This is a genomic window from Flavobacterium sp. W21_SRS_FM6, assembly GCF_052119645.1.
In the GTDB taxonomy this organism is placed as follows: Bacteria; Pseudomonadota; Gammaproteobacteria; order Enterobacterales; family Alteromonadaceae; genus Paraglaciecola.
Map to the genome: position 1 here is coordinate 112215 of NZ_JBGQOM010000003.1, position 22339 is coordinate 134553.

Consider the following 22339-nt stretch of genomic DNA (forward strand, 5'->3'; position numbering starts at 1 on the left):
TCAGATTGATTAGGACAGTAAGCAATGACGTTAACGGAATTAGGTTGGCGGCCGATGCTGCAACAGCAAGTCAGCTTAGATGAGCTAGAGCATGGTTATGCTGCGCGAGTGTCTGCGGTGTTTCGAGACCGCATTCAAGTTACTACACTCAGCAGTGAAATTAGCTTACCCATTACAGGGCTTCTTGCGCATGATGATCCGGTCAACCGCCCCACAACTGGTGATTGACTTTGGCTTGAAAATCATAGCAATAAACCGCTAAAACTATTTGAACGTCTTAATTTACTGCAACGTACTGCAGCGGGCAGCGCAGCAAAAACCCAACTCATTGCCGCCAATATTGATACTTTATTTATCGTTTCTTCGTGCAATCAAGATTTTAATGTTTCCCGTATCGAGCGGTATTTAAGTTTAGCTATGGCGGCTCATATTCCTAGCGTAATTGTCCTGACTAAAAGTGATTTGTGTGACGATGCGGATAGCTTTGTCCAACAGGCTCAAGCCATACATCACGACGTACCGGTCATTAAAGTGAATGCGCTGGTGGATGATATTCAGCAAACTTTCAAATTCTGGACGGGTGCAGGCCAAACCATCGCCTTTTTAGGCTCATCAGGCGTAGGGAAATCAACCCTAACGAATGCCTTGCTCGAGCGACAAGTTCAACATACGGCAGGGATCCGCGAGGACGATGCTAAAGGCCGTCATACCACAACAGGCCGCAGTTTGTTTGCCATGCCACAAGGGGGCTGGGTATTAGATACGCCAGGCATGCGTGAACTTCGCTTGAATGAGGACATAGATGGCGTTGCAGAAGTATTTGACGACATCGATGCTTTGCAACGTCAGTGCAAGTATAGCAACTGCCATCACGAAGATGACAAAGGCTGCGCGATACAAGCCGCCCTCACTTCAGGCAGGTTAGCGTTACGCCGCTGGCAAAACTACCAAAAACTGCTGAGCGAGGCCTTACGTGCAAAACAAAGTAAACAGGAACACCATGAACAGGGCAGAAAGTTTGGCAAAAAAATACGCCAAGCGGTAAAAGGTAAAAAGGCCAAACGAAATTGGGATGATCAATAAACTTTTGCTTGGGTATGAAGCGTTCAGGCAATGCAGCGTAAAGGGCCATACTTTTTCAATTTATATTTAATACAAAATAATCGAATCAAGCAGAATGACTGAAAGCAAAGTGTATATAGCAATTCTGAGCCTCAATACCCTTAATCAGGATCAATCGTGATAATCTATTCTCATCGAAAAGATACCTAATGTGGGTTTAAATCACCCCTGCAGGCCTTAAAGAGTGGCGACCAGTCTGTCCAATGACTTAAGGATTCAGGTTGCACTGAGATGCTCCTCCTCTTTTTCAAAATAGCCTGAGCGGTATACGAAAATGTTGACCTTAACCAATCAGTAAATATCCGCAAATTTATCTGCTACTCTGTTTGCCAACGCGACCTTATTGCCCTGACAATGTTATAGTCCTTTTTAAGGCCAACGACTTCACAATGACTACATGCCAAATTTGCTTTCTATCCGCTCATACAGTCGCATGCGTAAGGGGCATAAACATGATTTCCATCAATTAGTATTGCCACTTCGTGGCGTCATCAATATCGAACTTGAAGCTTACTCTGGCAAAGTTGCGCCTGGGGAATGCGTGGTAATCAAGCAGACACAATACCATCATTTTACGGCCAACCAAGAGGCTAGATTTGTAGTGGCTGACATGGCGATTTTGCCTGAAAATTTATTGCACTCAGATAGTGTGGTGTTTTCAATTACGCCCCCCTTAAACGCATATCTTAGTTTTATTGAGAAACAGCTCGAAAACCAAGCCAACTCAACATTAGAACACGCCATGTTTCAGACCTTTTTTTTACTATTAGCAGAGCAGGCTCAAACTAAGCAACTCGACCATCGTATCCGCGCTGTGGTGGCTCATATTCTGGACAATCTCGCTGAAAACTTGCCCATTAAACATCTGGCAACGATTGCCTGCTTAAGCCAAACCCAATTCAAAAAATGCTTTACCGAGCAATTAGGCCTCAGTGTGTCTAAGTACATCACGCAACAGCGACTAGAAAAAGCCAAAGCCCTGTTAATCAATACCGATTACCCTATTCAAATTATTGCGGAGCAAGTGGGTTATCATGATGTTTCCGCCTTCAGCAGACGTTTTTCAAGTTACTTCGGTTTATCGCCTAGAGCATTTTCACAATAAAACAAACGGCTAAACAGCCAACAAAAGCGTCTTTTCTGCACATTATTAACTTTTTAAACACGCTACACTTCACTCAGTATTCTATTCAAAGATTAAGGCAGATAATGCATCATCAAAACCACGTTTTTCGTGGAAGCCTCGCCATCGTCATCGCCAGTTTTTTATGGGGCACAACAGGTACCGCAGCGAGCTTTACACCCAATGTCAGCCCATTGGCGACGGGAGCATTTGCCATGGGAATTGGCGGAGTGTTGTTGGTGCTAAGCGCTTTTCGAACCTTAATGTTAGACAGTGCAAAGTTGGCGGCTCAGTATAAATTATTGCTGGTCGGCGGCTTATCGGTAGCGATTTATCCTCTAGCGTTCTACAGTTCAATGCGTCTTTCTGGAGTAGCTATCGGTACGGTGTTATCTATCGCCAGTGCTCCCTTTTTCACCGTGCTCTTAGAGTGCCTTATTAGCAAAAAAACCATGTCTAAACGATGGCTTGTGAGTTTTGCCATTGGCGTGCTAGGGATAGTGCTATTGGCTTTGGGCAAAATACGCAACACAGAGCTCGATACTCCCTTACTGGGTCATTATCTGGGAATGTTACTTGGCCTCGTAGCTGGATTAAGCTATGCCCTCTATTCTTGGGCGGCTAAATGCATGATAGAGGGTGGTATTAATTCAAAGTCGGCTATGTCGAGCATGTTTGGCTTGGCAGCTTGCGTTTTGTTACCTTCATTGCTGTTAACCGGTGACAACCTCTTCACGTCAACAGGTAATACATTGGTTGTTTTTTATATGGCAATCGTGCCGATGTTTTTAGGATATGTGCTGTTTGGCTATGGACTGAATTATGTTGAAGCCAGCCAGGCAACCCTCATCACTTTATTAGAGCCGGCGGTAGCCACTCTTATGGCAGTATTAATTGTAGGAGAGCGCTTTAGCGCCATTGGTTGGTTTGGTATCGGCTTAATCATGGTTTGTTTGCTACTACAAATAACAAACAAACCCGTTAAATCACAAAATTTAGCACTGGTTTAAGGCATATTTTCGTCTTCAATAGACCACGCCTCTCACTTAGTGTTTGCTAATTTCTACCGCATACACATGTACGGGGCCGTGCATATTTGAGCGAAAGACCAGCCATTTACCATCAGGGGTAAAGGTAATATTAGGCTCTAATCGGTAGTCATGGTGCTGCATGTTAACTAATTTAGTGGCTTTGAGCGTAGCGGGTTTTATCAAGTCTTTGGCATTGCGAGCGCTGATCCCAGCGACGTCATTCACGGCCTGTGAATCAAACAAATAGATCCATTTGCCGTCTTTCGCTTTGGCCACCATTTCACTGTCGCCGCCGTCACCAGCGAACATACTGCCGTCACGAGACACATTAAAATGCACCGACCACTCATCCCTCTCCATGTGCCGCCAAACTCGCTCGCCCGTTTGTATATCGTAACTGGCTAACCAAAAATCTTGGCCACGAGGTGTTTGTAAGTCGTAGTAAATTTTACTGCCATCAAAACTCCAAAATTCGTGCCCAGCGATTTCCATATTCATCATACGGGTATGAATGCTTTGTGGTGTAAGGCCATGAATATCCGTTAACCAAATGCGATCCACTTTATGCCAAGGACCTTCATGAGAATACATCACTAGCTCAGGGTCCACCGGCGAAAATTGAATATGGTTTAGCCAATCGGTGGAATGCATGATGGTGCGCTGTTCACCCGTTTTGATATTAATCGTAAACATTTGCATGGGGATGCGTTTTTCTAAGCGTTCATCCATGCGCACCTCTTTGGCGTCCGCAAAACTTAATGGCTGCCCGTTGGCATCTACCGCTTCATATCGGGCTTCAAAGCGGCTATCACGAGGGCCAGTTTCTAAGTTATGTTCTTCTTCAGCAAAGGCCCCTATCAGCAGGGTTTCGTCGCTATTAATAGAATGGATTTTGCCTCTGGCAATGGTCGCGACTTCGCGTACTGCTCCGGTATCTATATTCACAGCTAAAATTTTCGTGGGGCTTTGCAGTTCGTTTTGCGGATGCACCACTTGGCCGTCTTGTGGCGGGATATGGGTTAAATAAACCTCTCGGCCTTTGGGCCCCATAAACAAAATACCGATATTCGGATCTTGATATAATCGCGTTACTTTAAGACTCGTTAAATCGACTACCGCAACGCCTTTTGGATTATCCACCGAGATAAGCAATTTATCTCCGCTAGCAGCGTAGGCATTTTGATGAAAATACAAAGAGCGCGAACCAGGCTCGTCAGACAAACGCACAATTTTATGCCCCGTATCAGCATCTATCCAACTTTTAGGGATAGTTGTAACACCGGTTTTTGCGCTGTCTGGTTGTGCCGCACAGGCGCCTAAAAATAGGCTGAGTAACAAACTTGCAGGTAGCAGCCAATGCTTGTGCTTCATTATACTTTACCTGCTAACGTTGAATCTTTTCTAGTTAACTCACTATCACCTGAAATGGCGTTATTACCCCACAGTTGCTCGTACTTCCAACCAGTTAAATCTTCAATAATGGCTTGATTGGCGGCAGATGAAGGTTCACGCACGCCAGCTTCAAAACGGGCAATTTCGTCCATTAAAATGGTGTGAGTGTCGGTGTTAAGATGGAATTTAGTGGATACCCAATAACCAAGTATCAATACGATTATCGGACCGATGGTCATAATCATCACGATAGATTGCATTACATCGGCACTTTGAACTTTTTCTCCCTTGATGAGGCCACCTAACTCAAGTGCGGCCCCCACGGCAAATACGGCGCTGGCTTGTGTCGCTTTGCGAACAAAGGTCATGACACCTGCAAAACTGCCTTCGCGGCGCTGACCGGTGACGATTTGATCCACATCGGCCATGTAATTATAGGTGTTCCAAGGAATGTAATTCAGAATACCGCGACCAATACCGGCAAAGATTAAGGCAATGGCCATCCAGCTTATTTGGCCTGTTTGACTTTCGGGGGCAAAATAATAAAAAGACGATAAGCCGATAATACCCACAATGTAGGACACCACCGCAAAGCGATAAGTTAAGGCAGGAAAAAACTTAGGCAACAACGCAACACAAGCAAACACCGCACCAACGGCCAGGGTTTGCACGGTAAAAATAGAAGCCATCAGATACGAGGTCAAACTTAAGGATTCACTGGCGCTATAGGCAAACATGCCACCTAAGGCAAACGCCGCAAAGTAGGTAAAGGCTGCGTTGAAAATATCTTGGCTGATATAACCACCCAAATACATGCCTAAATGTAAACGAAATGCCCTAATTTTGAAGGTAAATCCAAGACCTTTATACAGTTTAGTAAAGGCCTTAACAAACGAAGTACGTTCGGCCTTTTCGTGAGCCAATTCTGCCGAGGTTTTAGTTCGCTCCCAGGTAAACAAGTACACGAAGGTCACCACCAGCATAAAGGCGATAGAGAAAATGCCGCCCATAATTAAAAAGGTATCGGGCGAATCTTGCCCACCTAAGGCAGAGACTATCCAAGCGGGCAGTATCGTAGCGGCAATGGCCGACATATGCCCCACCAAGATACGCGCCCCAGCAAACATGCCCTTTTTACGAAAGTCTTTGGTCATTTCAGCGGCCAAGGTTTCATAAGGAATTAATACTGAGGCATAAACCAATTCAAAAAAGATGTAGGTACATAAGTAATACAAGAAATGCTGACCACTGACCCACATCAACGCAAAACTGGGTAACAGTGGAATAGCGATTAACAAAAAGATACGACGTCGGCCAAAACGGCGACCAAGACGAGTAGCATCAGCATTATCCGACAAATAGCCAATCAAAGGACTGGCTACTGCATCTATGATACGGGCCGAAGCGAAAATAATACCGGCTTGCAAGGGGCCTAAATTACAGTAGGTGGTATAAAAAAATAGCACCCATGTACTGATAACGGCCATCGAACCCGCACCGAGCACATCCCCAAAACCGTAAGCCGTATAATTTATAAAACCAATTTTACGTTCTTTCATGTTAACTCTCTTGTTATTATTCTGCTTGCTGACATCGCCACATTAAATATAGCGATTCATGTACTCCACAAAGGCTAAAATCGCCATCGACTGCCCATAAGGCATAGAGGTAAGGGGGATGTCGCGGTAACCTTGCAGATCATCAAATACTGGCGTACCAAAGGAAACTTGCTGTAATTCACCACTTTCATCAACGTTTGCTAAAACCGCTTTAATGGCTTTAATAGCGCAGTCTTCATATTTGCTGTCGAGGTAACCTTTACGCACAGCTTTTAATATGCCGTAGGCAAAACCGGCTGCGGCAGACGCTTCAAGATAAGAATCGGGATCATCTAATAAGGTGTGCCACAAACCATCTTTATGTTGAGTTTTAACTAAGGCCTTCACTTGGGCTTCGAGTGTCTCTAACAAGAACATGCGTAAACCATCGTCTGCCGGTAAATCCAACAACTCAATAAATTCCGGAATAGCGATAGTCACCCAGCAATTGCCGCGAGCCCATAATGCGTCTGCAAAATTATGACGACCGTCAAAGGTCCAGCCGTGAAACCACAAACCGGTTTTACGGTCAGCTAAATATTTGATGTGTAGCATAAACTGACGTTTTGCTTCTTCTACATAATGGGGGCGGTCTAATAGCAAACCGATTTTAGCCAGTGGTAAGACACTCATCATCAGCGTGTCATCCCACATTTGCTGATAATTCACTGAGTTGAATACAATATGCTGAATGCCATTTTCCTCGGTGCGAGGAATACCGTCCATGATCCACTCAGCCCATACGTCTAAATAAGGTAAGTAGCTGCGATTACCGCTGCGCTCTTGCATATAAGCCAAGGTTAAAAACGGCGACATGGTGTTAACGTTTTTGGTCGGGGTTCCGGCGGCAAAGCGGTTTTTAAACCACTCTTCAATGATCACTTTAGCGCTGTCATCACCGGTGATATCCCAGTATTTCATTAAGCCATATAAACCAATACCGTGGGTCCACTCCCAATCATTCCAACCTTTAGTATCAATCACGCGGCCATCATCGAGTTTTAATAAAAACTCGCCACTATCATCGGTGATATTAACGAGGTTATTAATCAATTTATCAATGGTGGTGCGGATCGTGGAATAAGCGATATCATGGGCTAACGCTGGCATAGTTGGTTCCTTTTTACACAATAATGATGGAGTTATTGAGTGTCGACTCATGTTCAACCTTCACTCAACTTTAATAATATTACGTCATATTAAATCATTTTACGTCACATTAACATATCTATGACAAGTAAAAACGGACTGATTTGTGTGTTTTATCCAGCGAAAGCCCTGATCATGTGACATATAAACCAGATGTTTCATATTTGAATATCGCAAATAAAGCAGAGACTAAGAACTAGAGGCGAGTAACCACTGGTAAAACACAGTATTTTCAGTATAGAGAAAGCCAAAACAAGCCAAGCGATGAGAGCTTAAGCGAAAAATAACTAGATAAAGAACAGCTATGCGGCCATATGAGGTTTAGTCGGCCCTGAAGGAGCGCCTACCAGGACAGAGGTTTGTTATTGTCGCGCTGCCGGTAAGCGGTGTTATTTAGCTTCGAGGGTTGGTTTGTTCAGCTCTGAAGGAGCGCCTACATTAGGCGAGGATGTTTTTATTTACATCAGCCAAGCTGGTGCAACCCGCTAGTGCCATCGCTACGCGCATTTCATTTTCAAGAATCGACAACACATCTAATACGCCTTTTTTCTTGGCGGCGGCTAAGCCATATACCCAAGGGCGGCCTATCATAACCGCATCTGCACCAGAGGCGATGGCGCGAACAATATCTAAGCCACTGCGAACGCCACTGTCGAGCAAGATTTTAATATCGCCTTGCACTGCATCGGCAATGGGAGGTAAGGCCTTGATAGATGACAATGCACCGTCTAACTGACGTCCACCGTGGTTAGACACAATCAAGCCATCGGCGCCAAGTTGCGCCGCTTCTTTAGCGTCTTCAGCGTCTAAAATGCCCTTGATAATGAGCTTTCCTTTCCAGTTTTCACGAATAAGCTCCAAGGTTTTCCACGTTACGCTGGCATCAAAATTTTGATTTAACCACGCCCAAAAATCATCGATACCGGCATTTTCACCTAATACCGGAGCAATATTACCAAGGGTATGAGGTCGCCCCATCACCCCAACGTCCCAAGCCCAGCGAGGGCTTAAAGCGGATTGAATAAAGCGAGCGCTTTGACGGCGAAATACGCTGCCGCCTGACAAGCCTGAGCGAATATCCCGATACCGTGTTGAGGGTACGGGCATATCCACCGTAAATAATAAGGTATCTGTGCCCGCTGCCTGCGCACGCTCTAACATGGCTTTCATAAAACCGCGGTCTTTAATCATGTAAAGTTGAAACCACACCGGATTTTGTACGCCTTTACGCACTTCTTCGATTGAACAAGCGGATACAGTGGATAAACAAAAGGGCACGCCTTTTTCTTCTGCTGCTTGCGCCGCTAACACTTCACCGCGCCGTGCATTTAAGCCGGCAATTCCCACTGGCGCCAACACAACGGGCAGCTTATAAGACTGACCAAATAAACTGCATGCAGTACTCACACTTGAGATGTCTCGTAATACTCGCTGTCGCAAAGCAATTTGCTGCAAGTCAGCGGTATTATTACGCAAAGTGGTTTCACTAAAAGCGCCGCCGTCGATGTACTCGAACAAATATTTGGGTAAGCGTTTTTTGGCTAGAAGTCGGTAGTCATCGATATTGGCAGGGATCACGTTCAAATCTCTATGTAATGGTTAATCAGTTTTTTGCCCTGTCTCTCAATGAGTCAGGGCAAAGGGATATTTGTTTTACTGCTACGCAACTAAGAATAGCTGCGCGTTTGTTGTCTATTGAAAGTATGCACTTAGTCCAAGCTTTCACCAATTAAGGCCAGGTTTTGAATGGCAGCCAAGCCCCACTGCGCCGCATCATTCGTAGATAGCCAAGGCGCCTCATCAATTGGGTTAAGCACCTGCGGACCAGCAATATGCTGTGTACCCGGTTGATGCTTACCGCCCCATTCTTTAGCAAATTCGTGCCATGCGCGTTTAGCCAAGGCTCTATCCCCTTCTTGCTGCGCTACATAAGCGGTTAAACGAGAGTGTGCAACCGTTAAGCTATTTCCTTTAAAGGCCACGCCCATAGCGGCTTCTTGCTCCGCTCGAGGCGCACTGTACAAACGGCCATACTTGAGCCAAGCCGCTTTAAACTGGGGAACATCAATCAGTTGATTCAACTCAGTACACACCTCAATCAAACCAAATACTGAGTTAAGGTGGGATAGTGAAGGCTCAACGTTAGGATAAGGTAATAGCGTTTTGGTACTCGGCTCATAACCAAAGGCTCCAGCAAAAAAGCCCAGTGGATGATCGCCAATAACCCGCATGGCGCGTTCTAACCACTGGCGATACTTTTTATCACCAGTGCGCTCCCATGCCGTTAGCCAATTCGCCGCAGCTGACCCAAAGTCGGTACCTACGCCTATCTTCGCTTTTCCGGGTAAGGGATTGTGTTGCGCTACTTTGCGAGTTGGATTTAGCGCTGCGAGCGCCTCATCGGCATTAATCACTTCGTTTAATACATCGCCCGTACGCTCATCACCGGTTAGGTAGTAATGAAAACGTCGATAGGCTGCGGTACTAATGCGCAGTTGCTTTGCGCTACATCCCCAATGTTGCACATTATGCCGAGTGCCCAAGCCTTTAAATTTGCCGGCGTGATACATATCAACATCACGATTGTGCCGTGTCATGTTTTCAGCTAAGCGAAACGTGGTCGCATCGCCAGTGCGCAAAAATGAATACCATAACCATAAATCAGGAGACAGTTCAGAATTATCCCAAGCATAGCCACCCACATCATAACGCCAAACATGTCGGTCGGTGTCGTAAGTGTGCATGATGTCGCCAAAGTTCCAAAACCCATACCAATGGCGTTGTTCTACTTGCTTGTGATAATAATCCACCTGCCAATCTAAGCGATCCTCTATCGCGCTTTTTTCTGGATTAGTGCGATCAGGTAAACCGAATAAACCCCCAAACACATCAGAGGCAAGGTAGTCTTGTGGCGCAGCTACAATTTGCGCAGGCTGACGAATGGTATCGGCCATGGCAATAGTATCGGTTCGACTTGGTGTCGCATCTAATACAAACAAACTAAAGCTTGAGGTACGAGCTACGCCGTAAGCGCTGCCAAAACCAGGCTCGTAGTCTTCGTAAGTAATATTTAATGCATCGAGTTGTTGTTCATGTGTTTCTTGGCCCATGCCATCATGGTAAAAGCGCACATCCATAGCGGGGGCCTCAGGCGACCAAAACCAAAGGGTAGCTTGTGCAATATCGGCGCCTGCATTACGGATATCAATTTGCACCGGATGCAATTGCCAAAAATCACGCATGCCAAATAAGATCCCACCCGATGCACCGCCCAAATAAGCCACACCGCTGGCGCGCAGCCCTTGATCTGAATCAATCCATGCATGTCCGGCTTTAGTACGTTTTTTAAGATTAAATCCGTTAGCATTTAACTGCGAAAGAGTGTAATCATTCCAAACGGGGATCCAGTGCATGCGACTGCTAACACGCTCGTCCCATTCATTTAAGGGCGGCGTGGCAATACCTGCTATTTGCGCGTCGCGCACAAGCTTACCTGGGTCTCGTCGTAGGCCAGTAATTCCTTGCGGCGATTCCGCCCACAAGCCCTCGCCTTGGCCCACAAACCGCACATGTCGGTTATACAACTCATCCCGCTGCACCACGTCAAAACGTAAACCTAAACCCGAAATAAAGTCTTTTTGGTCATCACCGTCATAAATAAAGCTATGAGATAGTTGTACACTTTCACCACCGGCGTACACCGTTAAGCGCAGGGTAAAAGGCAACCAATCTCGTCCTGATTCGGTGCGTTGTGTGCCACTGATTTTGACAACGGCCTTAATGGGCCCGCTTTGTTCAATTTCGGCTTGCTCAATGCGCGACACAAATGACTCAACCTTGGCCTGAGAGTCAGGCTCATTAACTGGCTGATCTTGACGCAGCCCCACTAAGGTCGCGTTTTGCGCAATCACTTTGCCATTACGTTCAAGCTTTTTAATGATGTATTGGCCAGACCGCGGAATAAGGCAGCTAAACACACCATTCTCAAGCACGATGTGCTGACTGTTATTACTCACCTTTACAGGGAGTTCAACGGCAGGCCCCTTGCCCGCCATCACCTTAAAACTCTCGCCAAGATCAGCGTTGGCGGCAACGGCATGGGCAGTCCATTTAACGCTACCGTCGGGCCAATAAGCAGTGGACCAAGATTGCACAGCCACCTTGTTACCTTGCTTATTAACCAAGCACAAGGGCTGGCTTTTTTGCAATTGGCCTTTGCGCCAAGGCTGTCCCCACGTTTGCCCAGCATTCAGATGAGGCGCCTGTCCATCCAGCCAAGTCAAGCTACCCGCTTGGCGACTAACAGCGGCCTGTTTTGTTTGGTTTGGCATGCTAAGGGCTTGGCCAGAGGTAGACATTGCCAAGGGTAAGGAAGCTGCCATGCTACTTTTAATGAGAAAATCGCGTCTGTTCATGTTGGGTCTCGAATCAGGTTGAGCAAAGATCAATCTGCTAGTACGTTTGATTAACCTTAATTCACCTTTTTATAACATAGCCATCATACAATGACCAGTTATGATTACATTTGATTCTCATTGCCACTAAAAATCATCTATCAACCCGTGTATTACTAACGAATCAGATAAAAATTAACGAGTATTAATCGTCAGCCAAAAGTATTCAGTACGTATACCGTCATTCCATAAAAGATAAAAACAAATATAAATCAATTACATAATACATGCATCAATGCTAAGCCTCATAAGAAATATCGATATATATAAAAATTATGTTAAATTGCCTTTTCAATCATATTCAATCAAACCAGAGGGGGATCTCGATGCTAATTAGGATAATGAGTTTATGCATAGTTTTGCTAAGCACGCCAACCTGGGCTGATTCTTTATTCGCGCCAAACAAGGGTGAGCTGTTGTATAGCAATGGCTTAACGAGTGCGACAGAGTTGGCAAACTGGCGCATGGAAGGAGCAGGAGAGCTGACGTTTAATGATGGCTGGATGCAAATGTATTCACCTGATGAACAAGGGCATCATGTATTGTGGTGCCCACACGATTTTCCTGATGCGTTTATTGCTCAGTGGCAAGTACAAAACCTGAAATTTGATGCGGGGTTGGTTATCGTATTTTTTGCTGCTCAGGGTGCAGGAGGCGAAGATATTTTTGACCCCAACCTTCCAGCCCGAGACGGCACCTTCACGCAATACACCTTGGGCGAAATCAATAGTTACCACATTTCATATTACGCCAACGCCGCCCATAACCCTGACCGAGCCCATGCTAACTTACGTAAAAACAACACTTTTAGTTTGTTGCAAGAGGGTGAAAAAGGCATTCCTACCCTATCTGACAGGGTTCACACACTTACCTTAATTAAAAATGCTCAGCATATTCAAATGTACATTGACGAGCGCAAGATCATTGATTACACCGACAATCAGGCAGTCGTAGATGGGCTTAATATCGGCAAGCCCTTAGGCGCCGGAAAAATTGGTTTTAGGCAAATGCAGTGGACCAAATTTCAGTATCGTGATTTTAAGGTCTGGGCACTGGCGCAAAACGTTAAGTGACAATAAAGGCGTCAACAAACAAAATGCGTTACACCACAGAAGATCTGCTTCGGGGCATTGATTTTGGCGTAAATCGTGTAAGATACCTCATCAAACATGGCGTTATATTGAGTTGATGTATTGGCAAATTACTCTAACACCACCATGTATATGACTGTAACAGCCATTATCGGGCGCTGAGTTCAGACTCTAGAAGCCTTTATTTGTTTGTACACGCTTTGGAATCATTCATGACCTTGTTATTTTTATATCTAGCAATTGCTATCGGAGTCTCATTTTTGTGCTCGGTATTGGAAGCCGTACTACTTTCAATCACGCCTAGCTATGTTGAACAAATTTCAGCATCCAATCCGCGCTCAGGTAAGGTCTTGACCAAAGTAAAAGACAATTTAGACGAGTCTTTATCAAGCATTCTTATACTCAATACTTTTGCTCATACCATGGGTGCAGCAGGTGTGGGTTCGCAAGCGATTCGTATTTTTGGTGAGCAATGGGAAACCCTCATTGCCGTCATGTTAACCCTAGTGATTTTATATTTTTCCGAAATCATCCCTAAAACTTTAGGCGCAACCTTCTGGCGCACGCTAGCCACGCCTTCAGCCTTCATTATTTCGTGGTTAATTAAGCTGGTTTATCCCTTGGTGTGGCTTGCTACTGGTATCACTCGTTTGTTTAGTGCAAACAAAGAAAATGAAATTACCCGTGAAGAAATTATCGCCTTGGCATCTCTTGGGCACAGAGATGGCACTTTGTTCGCCCAAGAGAACGAGTATCTATCAAATCTGTTAAAACTGAGAGAGTTTAAAACCGAGCAAATATTAACGCCCCGTTCGGTGGTGCATACCTTAGATCAAACCCTAACCGTCAAACAGGCGCTTGATTTAGCAGGCACTCAACAATTTACCCGCATTCCGGTTTACGGTGAAAATATTGACGACATTAAAGGCAAGGTCCTACGTAATAAATTGTTCGAAGCTGAGCGCGCTGGTTATGGTGACCAAGCGATTAGCGATTTTATGCAACCCCTAATTAGGGTGTCTGAAAAACTCCCTGTGCAGCAGCTGCTTGACTTATTTATTAAAAATCGGACCCATTTGGTATTAGTCGAAGACGAATACGGCCAAACGGCTGGTGTGGCGTCTTTGGAAGACGCCATCGAAACCCTTATAGGTCGTGAAATCATTGACGAAAGCGACACCGTGACCGACATGCAAGCCTTAGCTCGCAATAATTACCGTGATCGGTTACGGGCTAAGAAAAAGTCGGCACAAGAGACCAGCAACAAACCATAAAAACGCAGGGGCAAATAAGCGTTGCGCTCAGTGTGTCGGCGCTCTATTTTACGCCCAGAAGATCATTCGTCATTGTAAAATAAAGCGTTCTACATGCCGATTTACAACCGCTTCTGCCTTGGTGCTCATATTAATATTGCTCAAGGTAATCTGCTGCACCGGCGCCTCTTGTTGTCCCTCGATACGACACAGATGCTCAGCTTGTTGGGCTTGAATAGTATCAAGGTATATCTGCTCAATGATGGTTAACCGCCTTTCGTAAGTAGGCACTAACTCTCGCCACTGGTAAAGCACATCGGTTTCTATCACTAGCGCTGCGCCACCTAATTTTTGCGCGCGGATATTCTGCATATAAATATGTTTGATCACTCCACCACAGCGCTCATTGGTTTTGATATACAGCAAATTCCCTGCATCTTGGTAATCGGTTTGACCATCAAATTGGCAATCCTGAATCAGCACATTCTCGATGCCCGCTGACAGTTCGCTGCCAATGGCAACTAAATGATGAGCACACTTGATATGACAGCGCCTGATCACGATATTTTTACTGGGCACATTTAAGCGCCAACCATCCTGATTACGCCCCGCCTTAAGTGCGATAGCGTCATCCCCTTGATCGAATATGCAATCTTCTATCAGCATATTTTGGGTCATTTCGGGGTCAACCCCATCATTGTTATGGCCGTGAGCCCTGACACTCACTTTGCGAATAACCACATCGCGACATAAAAAAGGATGCAGCACCCAAAAGGGGCTATTTTCAATTTGAATGTTTTCTACCAAAACATGTTTACAGCGATTGAACTGAATAAAATGGGGCCGCAGATGCGCCCCGTCAAATACCATCTGGCGCTGCTCGACAGGTTCATATTTAGCCGCTTGATGATACAAACCGGCCAACGCTTCCATATGGGCGTTGGGCCTTGCACCCCAAGGTGTCCACACATCCATTTGTGCCAGCAACGTACCCTTGCCCGAAATAGCCACATGTTCACACGCTAAGGCATAAATCAGCGGCGAATAGTTGTAACACTCCATACCTTCCCAACTGGTTAATACCGCTGGTAGGTAGTCTGTCGGCAAGGCCGAAAACAGCAACGTTGCCCCCTGTGCCACATGCAAATTTACATAACTTTTTAAGTGAATTTTACCGCATAACCAGGTCCCTGCAGGAACAATAACCGTACCGCCCCCTTGGGCATTTGCCGCCTCTATAGCATGAGCAATAGCCTGGTTATTGGCCGCCTTTGCTAGATCATCACGGCCCTGTTGCGCCCCAAAATCAACAATATCAAAGAGGGGACAATCGCTAAAATCTGGAACACCAATCATCGGCATATCAAAAGGCGCAGAGAGTTGTATATTTTCTGTTTGCATAACGCTAAAGGGCCTTAGTCAGTTTAACTACCATCGGGTTTGATGGCGACAAAGCGAGGACTCATCGGTACGGTCCAATGTTCAAATTGATTGGGGTTTGCAGGGCCATAAGCCTGCAGGTTGTCAATGAGGTAATCAGTCAAAGGCAGCCTGATGTCAAGCATGCCTTTAATAACACACAAGGCGATTTCATTGGCCCCAAAATAATTGAAATGCGTATTATCTTTAAGGGCGTGTGGCTGACTTGGAAAGGTATTAGCCGGATATTGCACAAAAGCTTGCCGAGAAGATTCATCCCCCCAACTTTCGTATAACTCAGTGGTCAATTGAGTTAAGTCTATCAGCGGAACCTGTTTGTCAGTTGCGACTTTTCTAATGGCCGCAGGATAGTCACCATGGGTAGGTTTCAAGGTTCCGTCGGCATTAAAAAAGCGTCGCTGGACCGGCGTGAGCAATACCGCGATGGCCTGTTTTGCTTGCACCCGTTCGATATATTCATTTAATAAGTCAGCATACGATTGCCACGGACCAATGCCCTCACCACGACGTTTTTCATCATTATGAGCAAACTGAATAAAGACATAATCACCGGGTTTGACTAACGACAGAATTTTTTCAAGGCGATGTTCAGCTTTAAATGAATATAACGACGCCCCCGATACCGCATAATTTGCCACCACAATAGTCGGTTTAAGGTATTGGGTAATCAACTGCCCCCACGAAGCCCAAGGCTCAACATCTTGGTCGGTCACAGTGGAATCACCGGCTAAATACATCGTCGTTATATCAGCCACCGGCGTAATCGCAATGCGCCTCATTGCAGAGCCAGCGGCAAACTCCAGTGTCAGTTTGTTGTCCCAGTTTACATCGTCACGTTCACGCTCCTTTAGGGCAATACGTTTTTCACTTGAAATAAACGGGCTGCGCACATCCACCATAAACCTACGTGTGATGTGTTGGCCTTTGGCCACCTTAATTTGATTGAGCATCAGGCGCCGCGATTCTGCTTTTACGGTATTAGTAGACGCAGCAAGATCACTGCCTAATGTCAGTTCAACTTGATAATGCCCTTGTGGCAAATCCACTGAAAAATACAGGCTTTGCTGGGCTACCACACTGTGCGATTCAAGTATCGCCTGAGCAGCAGTATTAAAATCAAAACCAAAACCACGGCCTTGGTTGTATTTTACAGCTTGAGTAAGGGCGGTGGCATCAACGTCAGACGCTTGGCTACCTAAGTCAAAAACGCGAATCCCAGCAACGGTGCTTGTCGTAAATAAGCACATGAAAATAAACGAAAAAAAGGCACGCAACATCATCACCAGTTTACCTATTACCACATTAAAAAATCGCTGGCCTCGGCAATGGCGATTTTCCAGCGAGTGAATATTAATATTAATCTTTAGCCGGTTTATCTACGTCGGTAACCAGCACTTTACCGTTTGACGTCCAAGCACTGAGGCGCTTTTCCCAGTCAGTTACGTCCCAGTTAAAGGTGTTACCCAAACTGATCGCATCGCGCAGATGATCAACTGCCTTGGCTAGGTCCCGCGAGGGCTGAGAATAAAAGCGCATGGCCTGCAAAAATTCGTAGTCAGGATTGCGTTGTTCGTTCTCTGGCACTTGTGCAAGAAAGTCACGGGCCTGTTCGGCATTCTGCAGGCTAGGCTCTGTTGCCAGCAGCGTAATCTCGGCGGCGCCCAACAAAGCCGGAGTATAAGTATCAGCGGCGGCCTGCTCAAACCAAAACAAGGCTTTGTGTTCGTCGCGCTCCACATAAGGACTGTCCAGCAACAAGCGGCCTAAGCGATAGCGGGCTTTTGTCACGCCAGCCTTGCTGGCTTCATTTAGCCAGTGCACTGCAGCGCTAATATCCTGCTGTTCACGGTACAACAATGATCCCAGTTCATATTGCGCCAGCGGATGTCCGGCCGTTGACAATCGCGCAAGAACGCCTTGCAACTCTTGTTTATCAGCCGTCAGCCACGGAAAGGTCATTAGTGCGACGGCATACTGATACTGATCTTCAATCGTACTGCTGCTTTTAAGTTTTTTCACCCGCCTGTTCAAGCCGTTATAAAAGCGTTGAAACTGCTCAGTGCGGATGAATTCACGGTTGTAGCCAGACATGCCGAGGTAACTGCGCTGAAAAAAACTCACGGCCTGATCGTCAAATTTGGGCTGAGCAAAGCGTTTTGTGATGAGTAAACTCAGCGCGGGTTTAATGTAGCCATTGACCTGCAGAGGCTGTGGATTACGTACCGACCCATCACGGCCAATCTCATAATCTACCACGGCAAAATAATTGCGGTCTTGTGCAGTGACCGCGTTTGGGCGGCCCAATAGCAGATAGTCAATAGATGCAGACTCCTGTGAAAGCCCGGTCGTGACAAGGGCTTCACTTATATTAATATCGTACTTGTCGTGAAAATCCACTGAGGCTGTGCTGCCATCAGGATCCACAAACTCAATTTTATACTCGCCAGGCACTGATTTAAGCGTTGGAAAATATTTCTGCTGCACCACCGCCATGCCATACTGGGCTTTGATAGCGGTTAGTACTTGCTCAATAGCAGGGCGTTGTTCTTCGGTGGCCAAGGCCAGTATGTCTGCGCTGACTTGCTGCGCATCGCTAAACTGTTGTTCTGCAGCCAAGCTAAACCACATTAGCGCCTTAAAGCGGTCTACTTCTGTGCCCAAACCCTGATAATGCATCAACCCAAGTTGATAAAACGCCTGCGCGTTACCCAGTTCTGCCAGTTGCTGATAGTCATTGAGCGCCTGTTCATATTGCCCCACTTGAAAATGTTCATTGGCCTGAAATATGTCCATCGCTCGCAGTGGCAGCGCAGTTAAGCTGCCCACCCAAACCAAAGCACACAGTTGTTTTATCATCTTAGTCATCACGTAAATCCTTGTCGTAACCTTAATTATCAACCAAGCAAATTTTAACTGCGCGATCTGCCGAGTCCTTTAGGGGAGAATTGGCCGCTCAATAAGCGAGTCGTTATGCAATATATTCAAGTACAGCCGGGTAGCCCACAGCAGTAGTGCAAATATTTTACCTCAAGGCATATGAAAAACCTGAGGCAGGTCAACCGCCACCGGGCTGTTATCCGGGTTGGCTTGCATAATGTCGCCCATGTACGCCCACCAGCGCTGCATTACAGCAGTGGCCGGCAGTTCACTCATGGTGTGATCCTCTTTACGCCACAAAACACCGAATAATTGCAACGTTTGCGGATGCAAAAAAATTGAATAATCCTCTACCCCAGCCTGTTTGAGTTCATCTACCAATTCTGGCCAGATTTCATCATGACGTTTTTTATATTCGGCTTCACAGCCTGCATTGAGCTGCATCACAAATGCGATTTTTTCCATCTTTTTACTCCTTAATCTTGGGATACACTGCGCGCCAAAGGAAGGGCTCAATGCTGAGCTTGCCACTGGCAATCGCCTTCCCAGTAAGTGCATCTGTCCCACCGTTTGGCAAAGTAAGTTCACCACCTTCACCGTTCATATTGGTGACTATCCATAAGATTCGGCCATCAGCCTCTACACGAGGCGCAACAATCGTACCTTGGCTAACTTGATAATGGCCTTTCACTTTGGCTAGTTCGATACAATGTTGTAGTACCGCATCGATCATAGCTTGTGCGTTATCACCAAAGGGTTGAACCCCCAGTACCACAATATGTCCTTTGCCGATTTTTCTCTGAGTAATGAAGGCCCGTTCGGCGGCAGCGCCATCGTCAATACGACCTATGACCTGCGTACCGCTCTTAACTTGCATGGCGGCACACCAGCCGCTTAACTCAGCGGTGATACCAAAGGCCGTGCCCTTGGATCCCGTATCGGTCAATGGCACTACAAACTCAGTATTTACCCCAGCAAATTTATCCAACAAACCTAAACCGGCAGTAGTGGGGACGGTATGTTCTTTTCCACGCGTTCCTGTGACTGGGCCTACTAACCACACACCACCTTGTTCAACAAAGGCTAAAGTGCGCTGCATAAAGTCTTCGCTTACGTAGGGCATCGCGGGGGTAATCAACACTTGCAATCCATCTAATGCCGCGTTTTCAAAACGCACATCTCGGTGGAAACCCAAATCCATAATGTAGCTGTGCCACATTGCAACCACATCACGGTAACGACGTGGAAAACCTTGACGTTTATCAAGGCCTTCGGTTTCAATCATCGCACGGGCATGATCGGAATACGTGATCCCAATCGCAGCATCCTGCACTGTGCTGTTAACCAACAAAGGTTCTAGCTTTTGGCGGCTTTCATTAACCTGCTTGACCTGCGAATACCCCACCGAAGGCTGAAACCATGAACTCATGATGGCGCTATGAGGTAATTCAGCACCGCTGCGCTGTTGGCGCCATAACCAATAGCTAAAACCTTCACCACCTAAGCTGTAAATCAACGCCGATTCTGCGGCCAAAAATCCCTTAGGATGCAGGGTATGGTGGTTACCTAACCAGCCGTTATGTGCCACGCTGGTTTCCATTAACCAAAACGGGCGCCCCGGTATAGCTGAGCGATACATATCCGAGCGAAACACCAGAGCTGCCCACTGTTCACTGCTGGGATAGGCATCGAAAGAGGCAAAGTCTAGAGCCTGCATCGAACGTTCGTGATGAATATTAAACGCCGGATTATCGTTGTGGGTAACGGGCGCAGCAGAATACTGATTCAGTATGTCACTTTGTGCTTTCATAAAATCTGCGATACTTTCACGGCAGAACATTTTGTAGGCGGTACTTAACGACGCGCTGTGTAGAAAGGGGGTTTTAACCGGTGCAGGCACTTGTTCGAATCGCTGATAATGTTGGCTCCACATATGGGTGCCCCACGCATCATTGAGCTTTTCAATACGTCCGAAACGGTTTTTCAACCATTGATGCCAGTTTGCTACCGCAGCATCACTAAAATCTTCAGCCACGTGGGCTTTCATTTCGTTGTCTATTTGCCAGCCAATCAACGCAGGGTGTTGACCAAATTCCTTGGCCATCGCTTTAATAATAGTAAAACAGGCTTTTTGCACTTCAGGGTGTTCATAACTAGCGTGTTGGCGCGCACCATGACTCATGATCACACCGTTTTCATCTTTAAAGCAGCGTTCGGGATGGCCATGGGTCAGCCAGATGGGCGGTGTTGCCGTCGGCGTGCACATGATCACATCAATACCCGCGGCATGGCACTTGTCCATCACCATCGTAAACAGGTCTAAGGAAATTTTACCTTGCTCGGGCTCAGTTGTTGACCAGCTGAATTCACCCATGCGAACCACGTTAATACCCAGCTTGAGCATTTCTTGAATGTCGCGATCAATCTCTGCTATTGGCCATAATTCGGGATAATAACACACGCCATGAAACAGTTTTTTCATGGTGTAAGGCGAGCGTTGCTTGCTCGGTTTTTGAGCGGCAGATAATAAAGTAGAATGGCTGGTCGCGCCCAACCCTAATGTTGCTGTTGCTACGCCCAAGCCACTGAATTTAAACATCTCACGTCGGGTCATTTTCATTATTCGTTTCCTTATTCGTAGTGGCAGTTTTTACCTTGTAATATCGCCGTCTTTCGCTACTAAGCTTATGGATGGCCTAGTACCTGTTTACTCATTTGCAAATCATTGCCCATATCTTCCATATTGAAAATCTGCAGGCGGGTATGGGGCTGTTTAAAATAGCGATGCAGGGCCATCATTAACTGACCATCAAAGGTGGTAAAAATATTGCCATGACCCCGATCGCCACTAATAAGTGGCTCATTGCGCTGCGTCCAGTTTCCACTGAGTTTGCCGTTGTCAGAAAAGGCAATAGAGGTGGTATAAGCCTTGGTTTTATCTTTGTTCCAGCTCGACCATAACAGCATCAGCTGACCCGTTTTGCTCATGTAAGGCCACGGGCCATCGGATACCACTGCCTCAATGTCTTTGCCGTCAAAGCGCGTCGTTCTGGCAGTCCAGTCTGCATCCGCAGCACTAAACAAGGTAATGGGCTGACCAATGGTGCCGGACAAATCACTCGTCAGACGAATGGCTTTAAATAACCCAGCACCGGTTTGGATCCACTCCTGACAATAAATCATCCACGGCTGGCCATCTTCAATCCACAAGGTGCCATCTAAGGCCATTTCGTTGGCTGGTGTATGGCTTTGATTGCTAAACCGTTTAAACGGGCCAAGAGGCGAATCGCCCACCAAAATCTGCGAACCGCGTGTGACCATTGGCGGACGACCGTCCTGTACTTCAAGAATGTTGTGATAGTGATGGAAGGTCAGAAACAAGTAATATTTATCCTGATAATACGCCACTTCTGGTGCCCATGGTGCATGTTCACTTTGCGCCCAGCTATCAGGCTCAATGTCATAAATCAGTTTGGGTCCGTGCCAGCTGATTAAATCGTCACTCCAGTAAGCTTCTACACCGGCACGCTTATTCGGCGCATCGAGATTTTCCTGCGGGTGACCATAGTGAAAACTGTCATACACGTAATATTTTTTTGATACCGGATCGGCCAGTATCGCCGGATCGTGGATATTCAAGGTATCGATATGATGAATGTTACGTTCAGGAACCGAAGAAGCGGGAATATTGACAGGTAATACAACAGGCTCAGAATGGGCTGATGCTAAGTGCCACACCAGCATTAAACCCCATGCACCTAACTTTCCATAACAAGCTTTTGATTTCATCGGCTATCTTCAAAAACAGA

16 protein-coding genes and 1 pseudogene are annotated in these 22339 nt (G+C 46.2%); 6 read left to right on the forward strand and 11 right to left on the reverse strand.

Features of this window, described 5'->3' with window-relative positions:
- The first annotated feature begins 24 nt into the window (after window positions 1-24).
- From ACEN2L_RS06495 to ACEN2L_RS06510, 4 genes and pseudogenes are all read left to right on the forward strand, one after another.
- Window positions 25-228 carry a hypothetical protein gene (locus ACEN2L_RS06495; RefSeq protein ID WP_441742635.1) on the forward strand — a complete coding sequence of 68 codons (204 nt, stop codon included), beginning with the start codon at window positions 25-27 and terminating at the stop codon, window positions 226-228.
- Between the two features lie 45 nt (window positions 229-273).
- Window positions 274-1083 (forward strand): annotated as a pseudogene (gene rsgA / locus ACEN2L_RS06500) (ribosome small subunit-dependent GTPase A); the annotation flags it as partial.
- A 436-nt stretch (window positions 1084-1519) separates the two neighbouring features.
- A complete protein-coding gene (locus tag ACEN2L_RS06505) occupies window positions 1520-2227 on the forward strand; it encodes a helix-turn-helix domain-containing protein (RefSeq protein ID WP_441742637.1) in 708 nt (235 codons plus the stop codon).
- Between the two features lie 104 nt (window positions 2228-2331).
- Complete coding sequence (locus ACEN2L_RS06510) at window positions 2332-3255, forward strand: DMT family transporter (RefSeq protein ID WP_441742639.1); 924 nt, start codon at window positions 2332-2334, stop codon at window positions 3253-3255.
- A 36-nt stretch (window positions 3256-3291) separates the two neighbouring features.
- Here ACEN2L_RS06510 and ACEN2L_RS06515 read toward each other — a convergent pair whose 3' ends face one another.
- From ACEN2L_RS06515 to ACEN2L_RS06535, 5 genes are all read right to left on the reverse strand, one after another.
- Window positions 3292-4647 (reverse strand): oligogalacturonate lyase family protein, encoded by a 1356-nt coding sequence (locus ACEN2L_RS06515; protein WP_441742641.1) that lies wholly within the window; start codon window positions 4645-4647, stop codon window positions 3292-3294.
- On the reverse strand, window positions 4647-6227 hold the full coding sequence (locus ACEN2L_RS06520; protein ID WP_306024384.1) for an MFS transporter: 1581 nt from the start codon (window positions 6225-6227) through the stop codon (window positions 4647-4649). The genes ACEN2L_RS06515 and ACEN2L_RS06520 overlap by 1 nt, the downstream gene beginning before the upstream one ends.
- A 42-nt stretch (window positions 6228-6269) precedes the next feature.
- Window positions 6270-7376 (reverse strand): beta-galactosidase BglB, encoded by a 1107-nt coding sequence (gene bglB / locus ACEN2L_RS06525; RefSeq protein ID WP_306024386.1) that lies wholly within the window; start codon window positions 7374-7376, stop codon window positions 6270-6272.
- Window positions 7377-7853: 477 nt separating this feature from the next.
- Window positions 7854-8993 (reverse strand): FMN-dependent L-lactate dehydrogenase LldD, encoded by a 1140-nt coding sequence (lldD, locus tag ACEN2L_RS06530; protein ID WP_441742644.1) that lies wholly within the window; start codon window positions 8991-8993, stop codon window positions 7854-7856.
- Between the two features lie 131 nt (window positions 8994-9124).
- Window positions 9125-11830 carry an exo-rhamnogalacturonan lyase family protein gene (locus ACEN2L_RS06535; RefSeq protein ID WP_441742646.1) on the reverse strand — a complete coding sequence of 902 codons (2706 nt, stop codon included), beginning with the start codon at window positions 11828-11830 and terminating at the stop codon, window positions 9125-9127.
- Window positions 11831-12195: 365 nt separating this feature from the next.
- Between ACEN2L_RS06535 and ACEN2L_RS06540 the strand changes: the two genes are divergently transcribed.
- Window positions 12196-12942: a DUF1961 family protein gene (locus tag ACEN2L_RS06540; RefSeq protein WP_441742648.1), complete on the forward strand. Its 747-nt coding sequence runs from the start codon at window positions 12196-12198 to the stop codon at window positions 12940-12942.
- Between the two features lie 230 nt (window positions 12943-13172).
- On the forward strand, window positions 13173-14234 hold the full coding sequence (locus ACEN2L_RS06545; RefSeq protein ID WP_441742650.1) for a CNNM domain-containing protein: 1062 nt from the start codon (window positions 13173-13175) through the stop codon (window positions 14232-14234).
- Window positions 14235-14303: 69 nt separating this feature from the next.
- On the opposite strand, the gene ACEN2L_RS06550 is transcribed toward ACEN2L_RS06545, so the two are convergent.
- The 6 genes from ACEN2L_RS06550 to ACEN2L_RS06575 all read right to left on the reverse strand — a co-directional run bounded on the left by ACEN2L_RS06550 (window position 14304) and on the right by ACEN2L_RS06575 (window position 22319).
- On the reverse strand, window positions 14304-15614 hold the full coding sequence (locus ACEN2L_RS06550; protein WP_441742652.1) for a glycoside hydrolase family 28 protein: 1311 nt from the start codon (window positions 15612-15614) through the stop codon (window positions 14304-14306).
- Window positions 15615-15637: 23 nt separating this feature from the next.
- The gene (locus tag ACEN2L_RS06555) at window positions 15638-16933 is read right to left on the reverse strand and encodes a rhamnogalacturonan acetylesterase (RefSeq protein WP_441742654.1); all 1296 of its coding nucleotides are present in this window, start codon (window positions 16931-16933) and stop codon (window positions 15638-15640) included.
- A gap of 76 nt (window positions 16934-17009) precedes the next feature.
- Window positions 17010-18518 carry a tetratricopeptide repeat protein gene (locus ACEN2L_RS06560; RefSeq protein ID WP_441742656.1) on the reverse strand — a complete coding sequence of 503 codons (1509 nt, stop codon included), beginning with the start codon at window positions 18516-18518 and terminating at the stop codon, window positions 17010-17012.
- A 162-nt stretch (window positions 18519-18680) separates the two neighbouring features.
- Complete coding sequence (rhaM, locus tag ACEN2L_RS06565; RefSeq protein ID WP_441742658.1) at window positions 18681-18995, reverse strand: L-rhamnose mutarotase; 315 nt, start codon at window positions 18993-18995, stop codon at window positions 18681-18683.
- A 4-nt stretch (window positions 18996-18999) separates the two neighbouring features.
- Complete coding sequence (locus tag ACEN2L_RS06570) at window positions 19000-21150, reverse strand: beta-galactosidase (RefSeq protein ID WP_441742660.1); 2151 nt, start codon at window positions 21148-21150, stop codon at window positions 19000-19002.
- A 65-nt stretch (window positions 21151-21215) separates the two neighbouring features.
- Window positions 21216-22319, reverse strand: coding sequence for a glycoside hydrolase family 43 protein (locus ACEN2L_RS06575; RefSeq protein ID WP_441742661.1), 1104 nt, complete (start codon window positions 22317-22319; stop codon window positions 21216-21218).
- Between the last annotated feature and the right edge of the window lie 20 nt (window positions 22320-22339).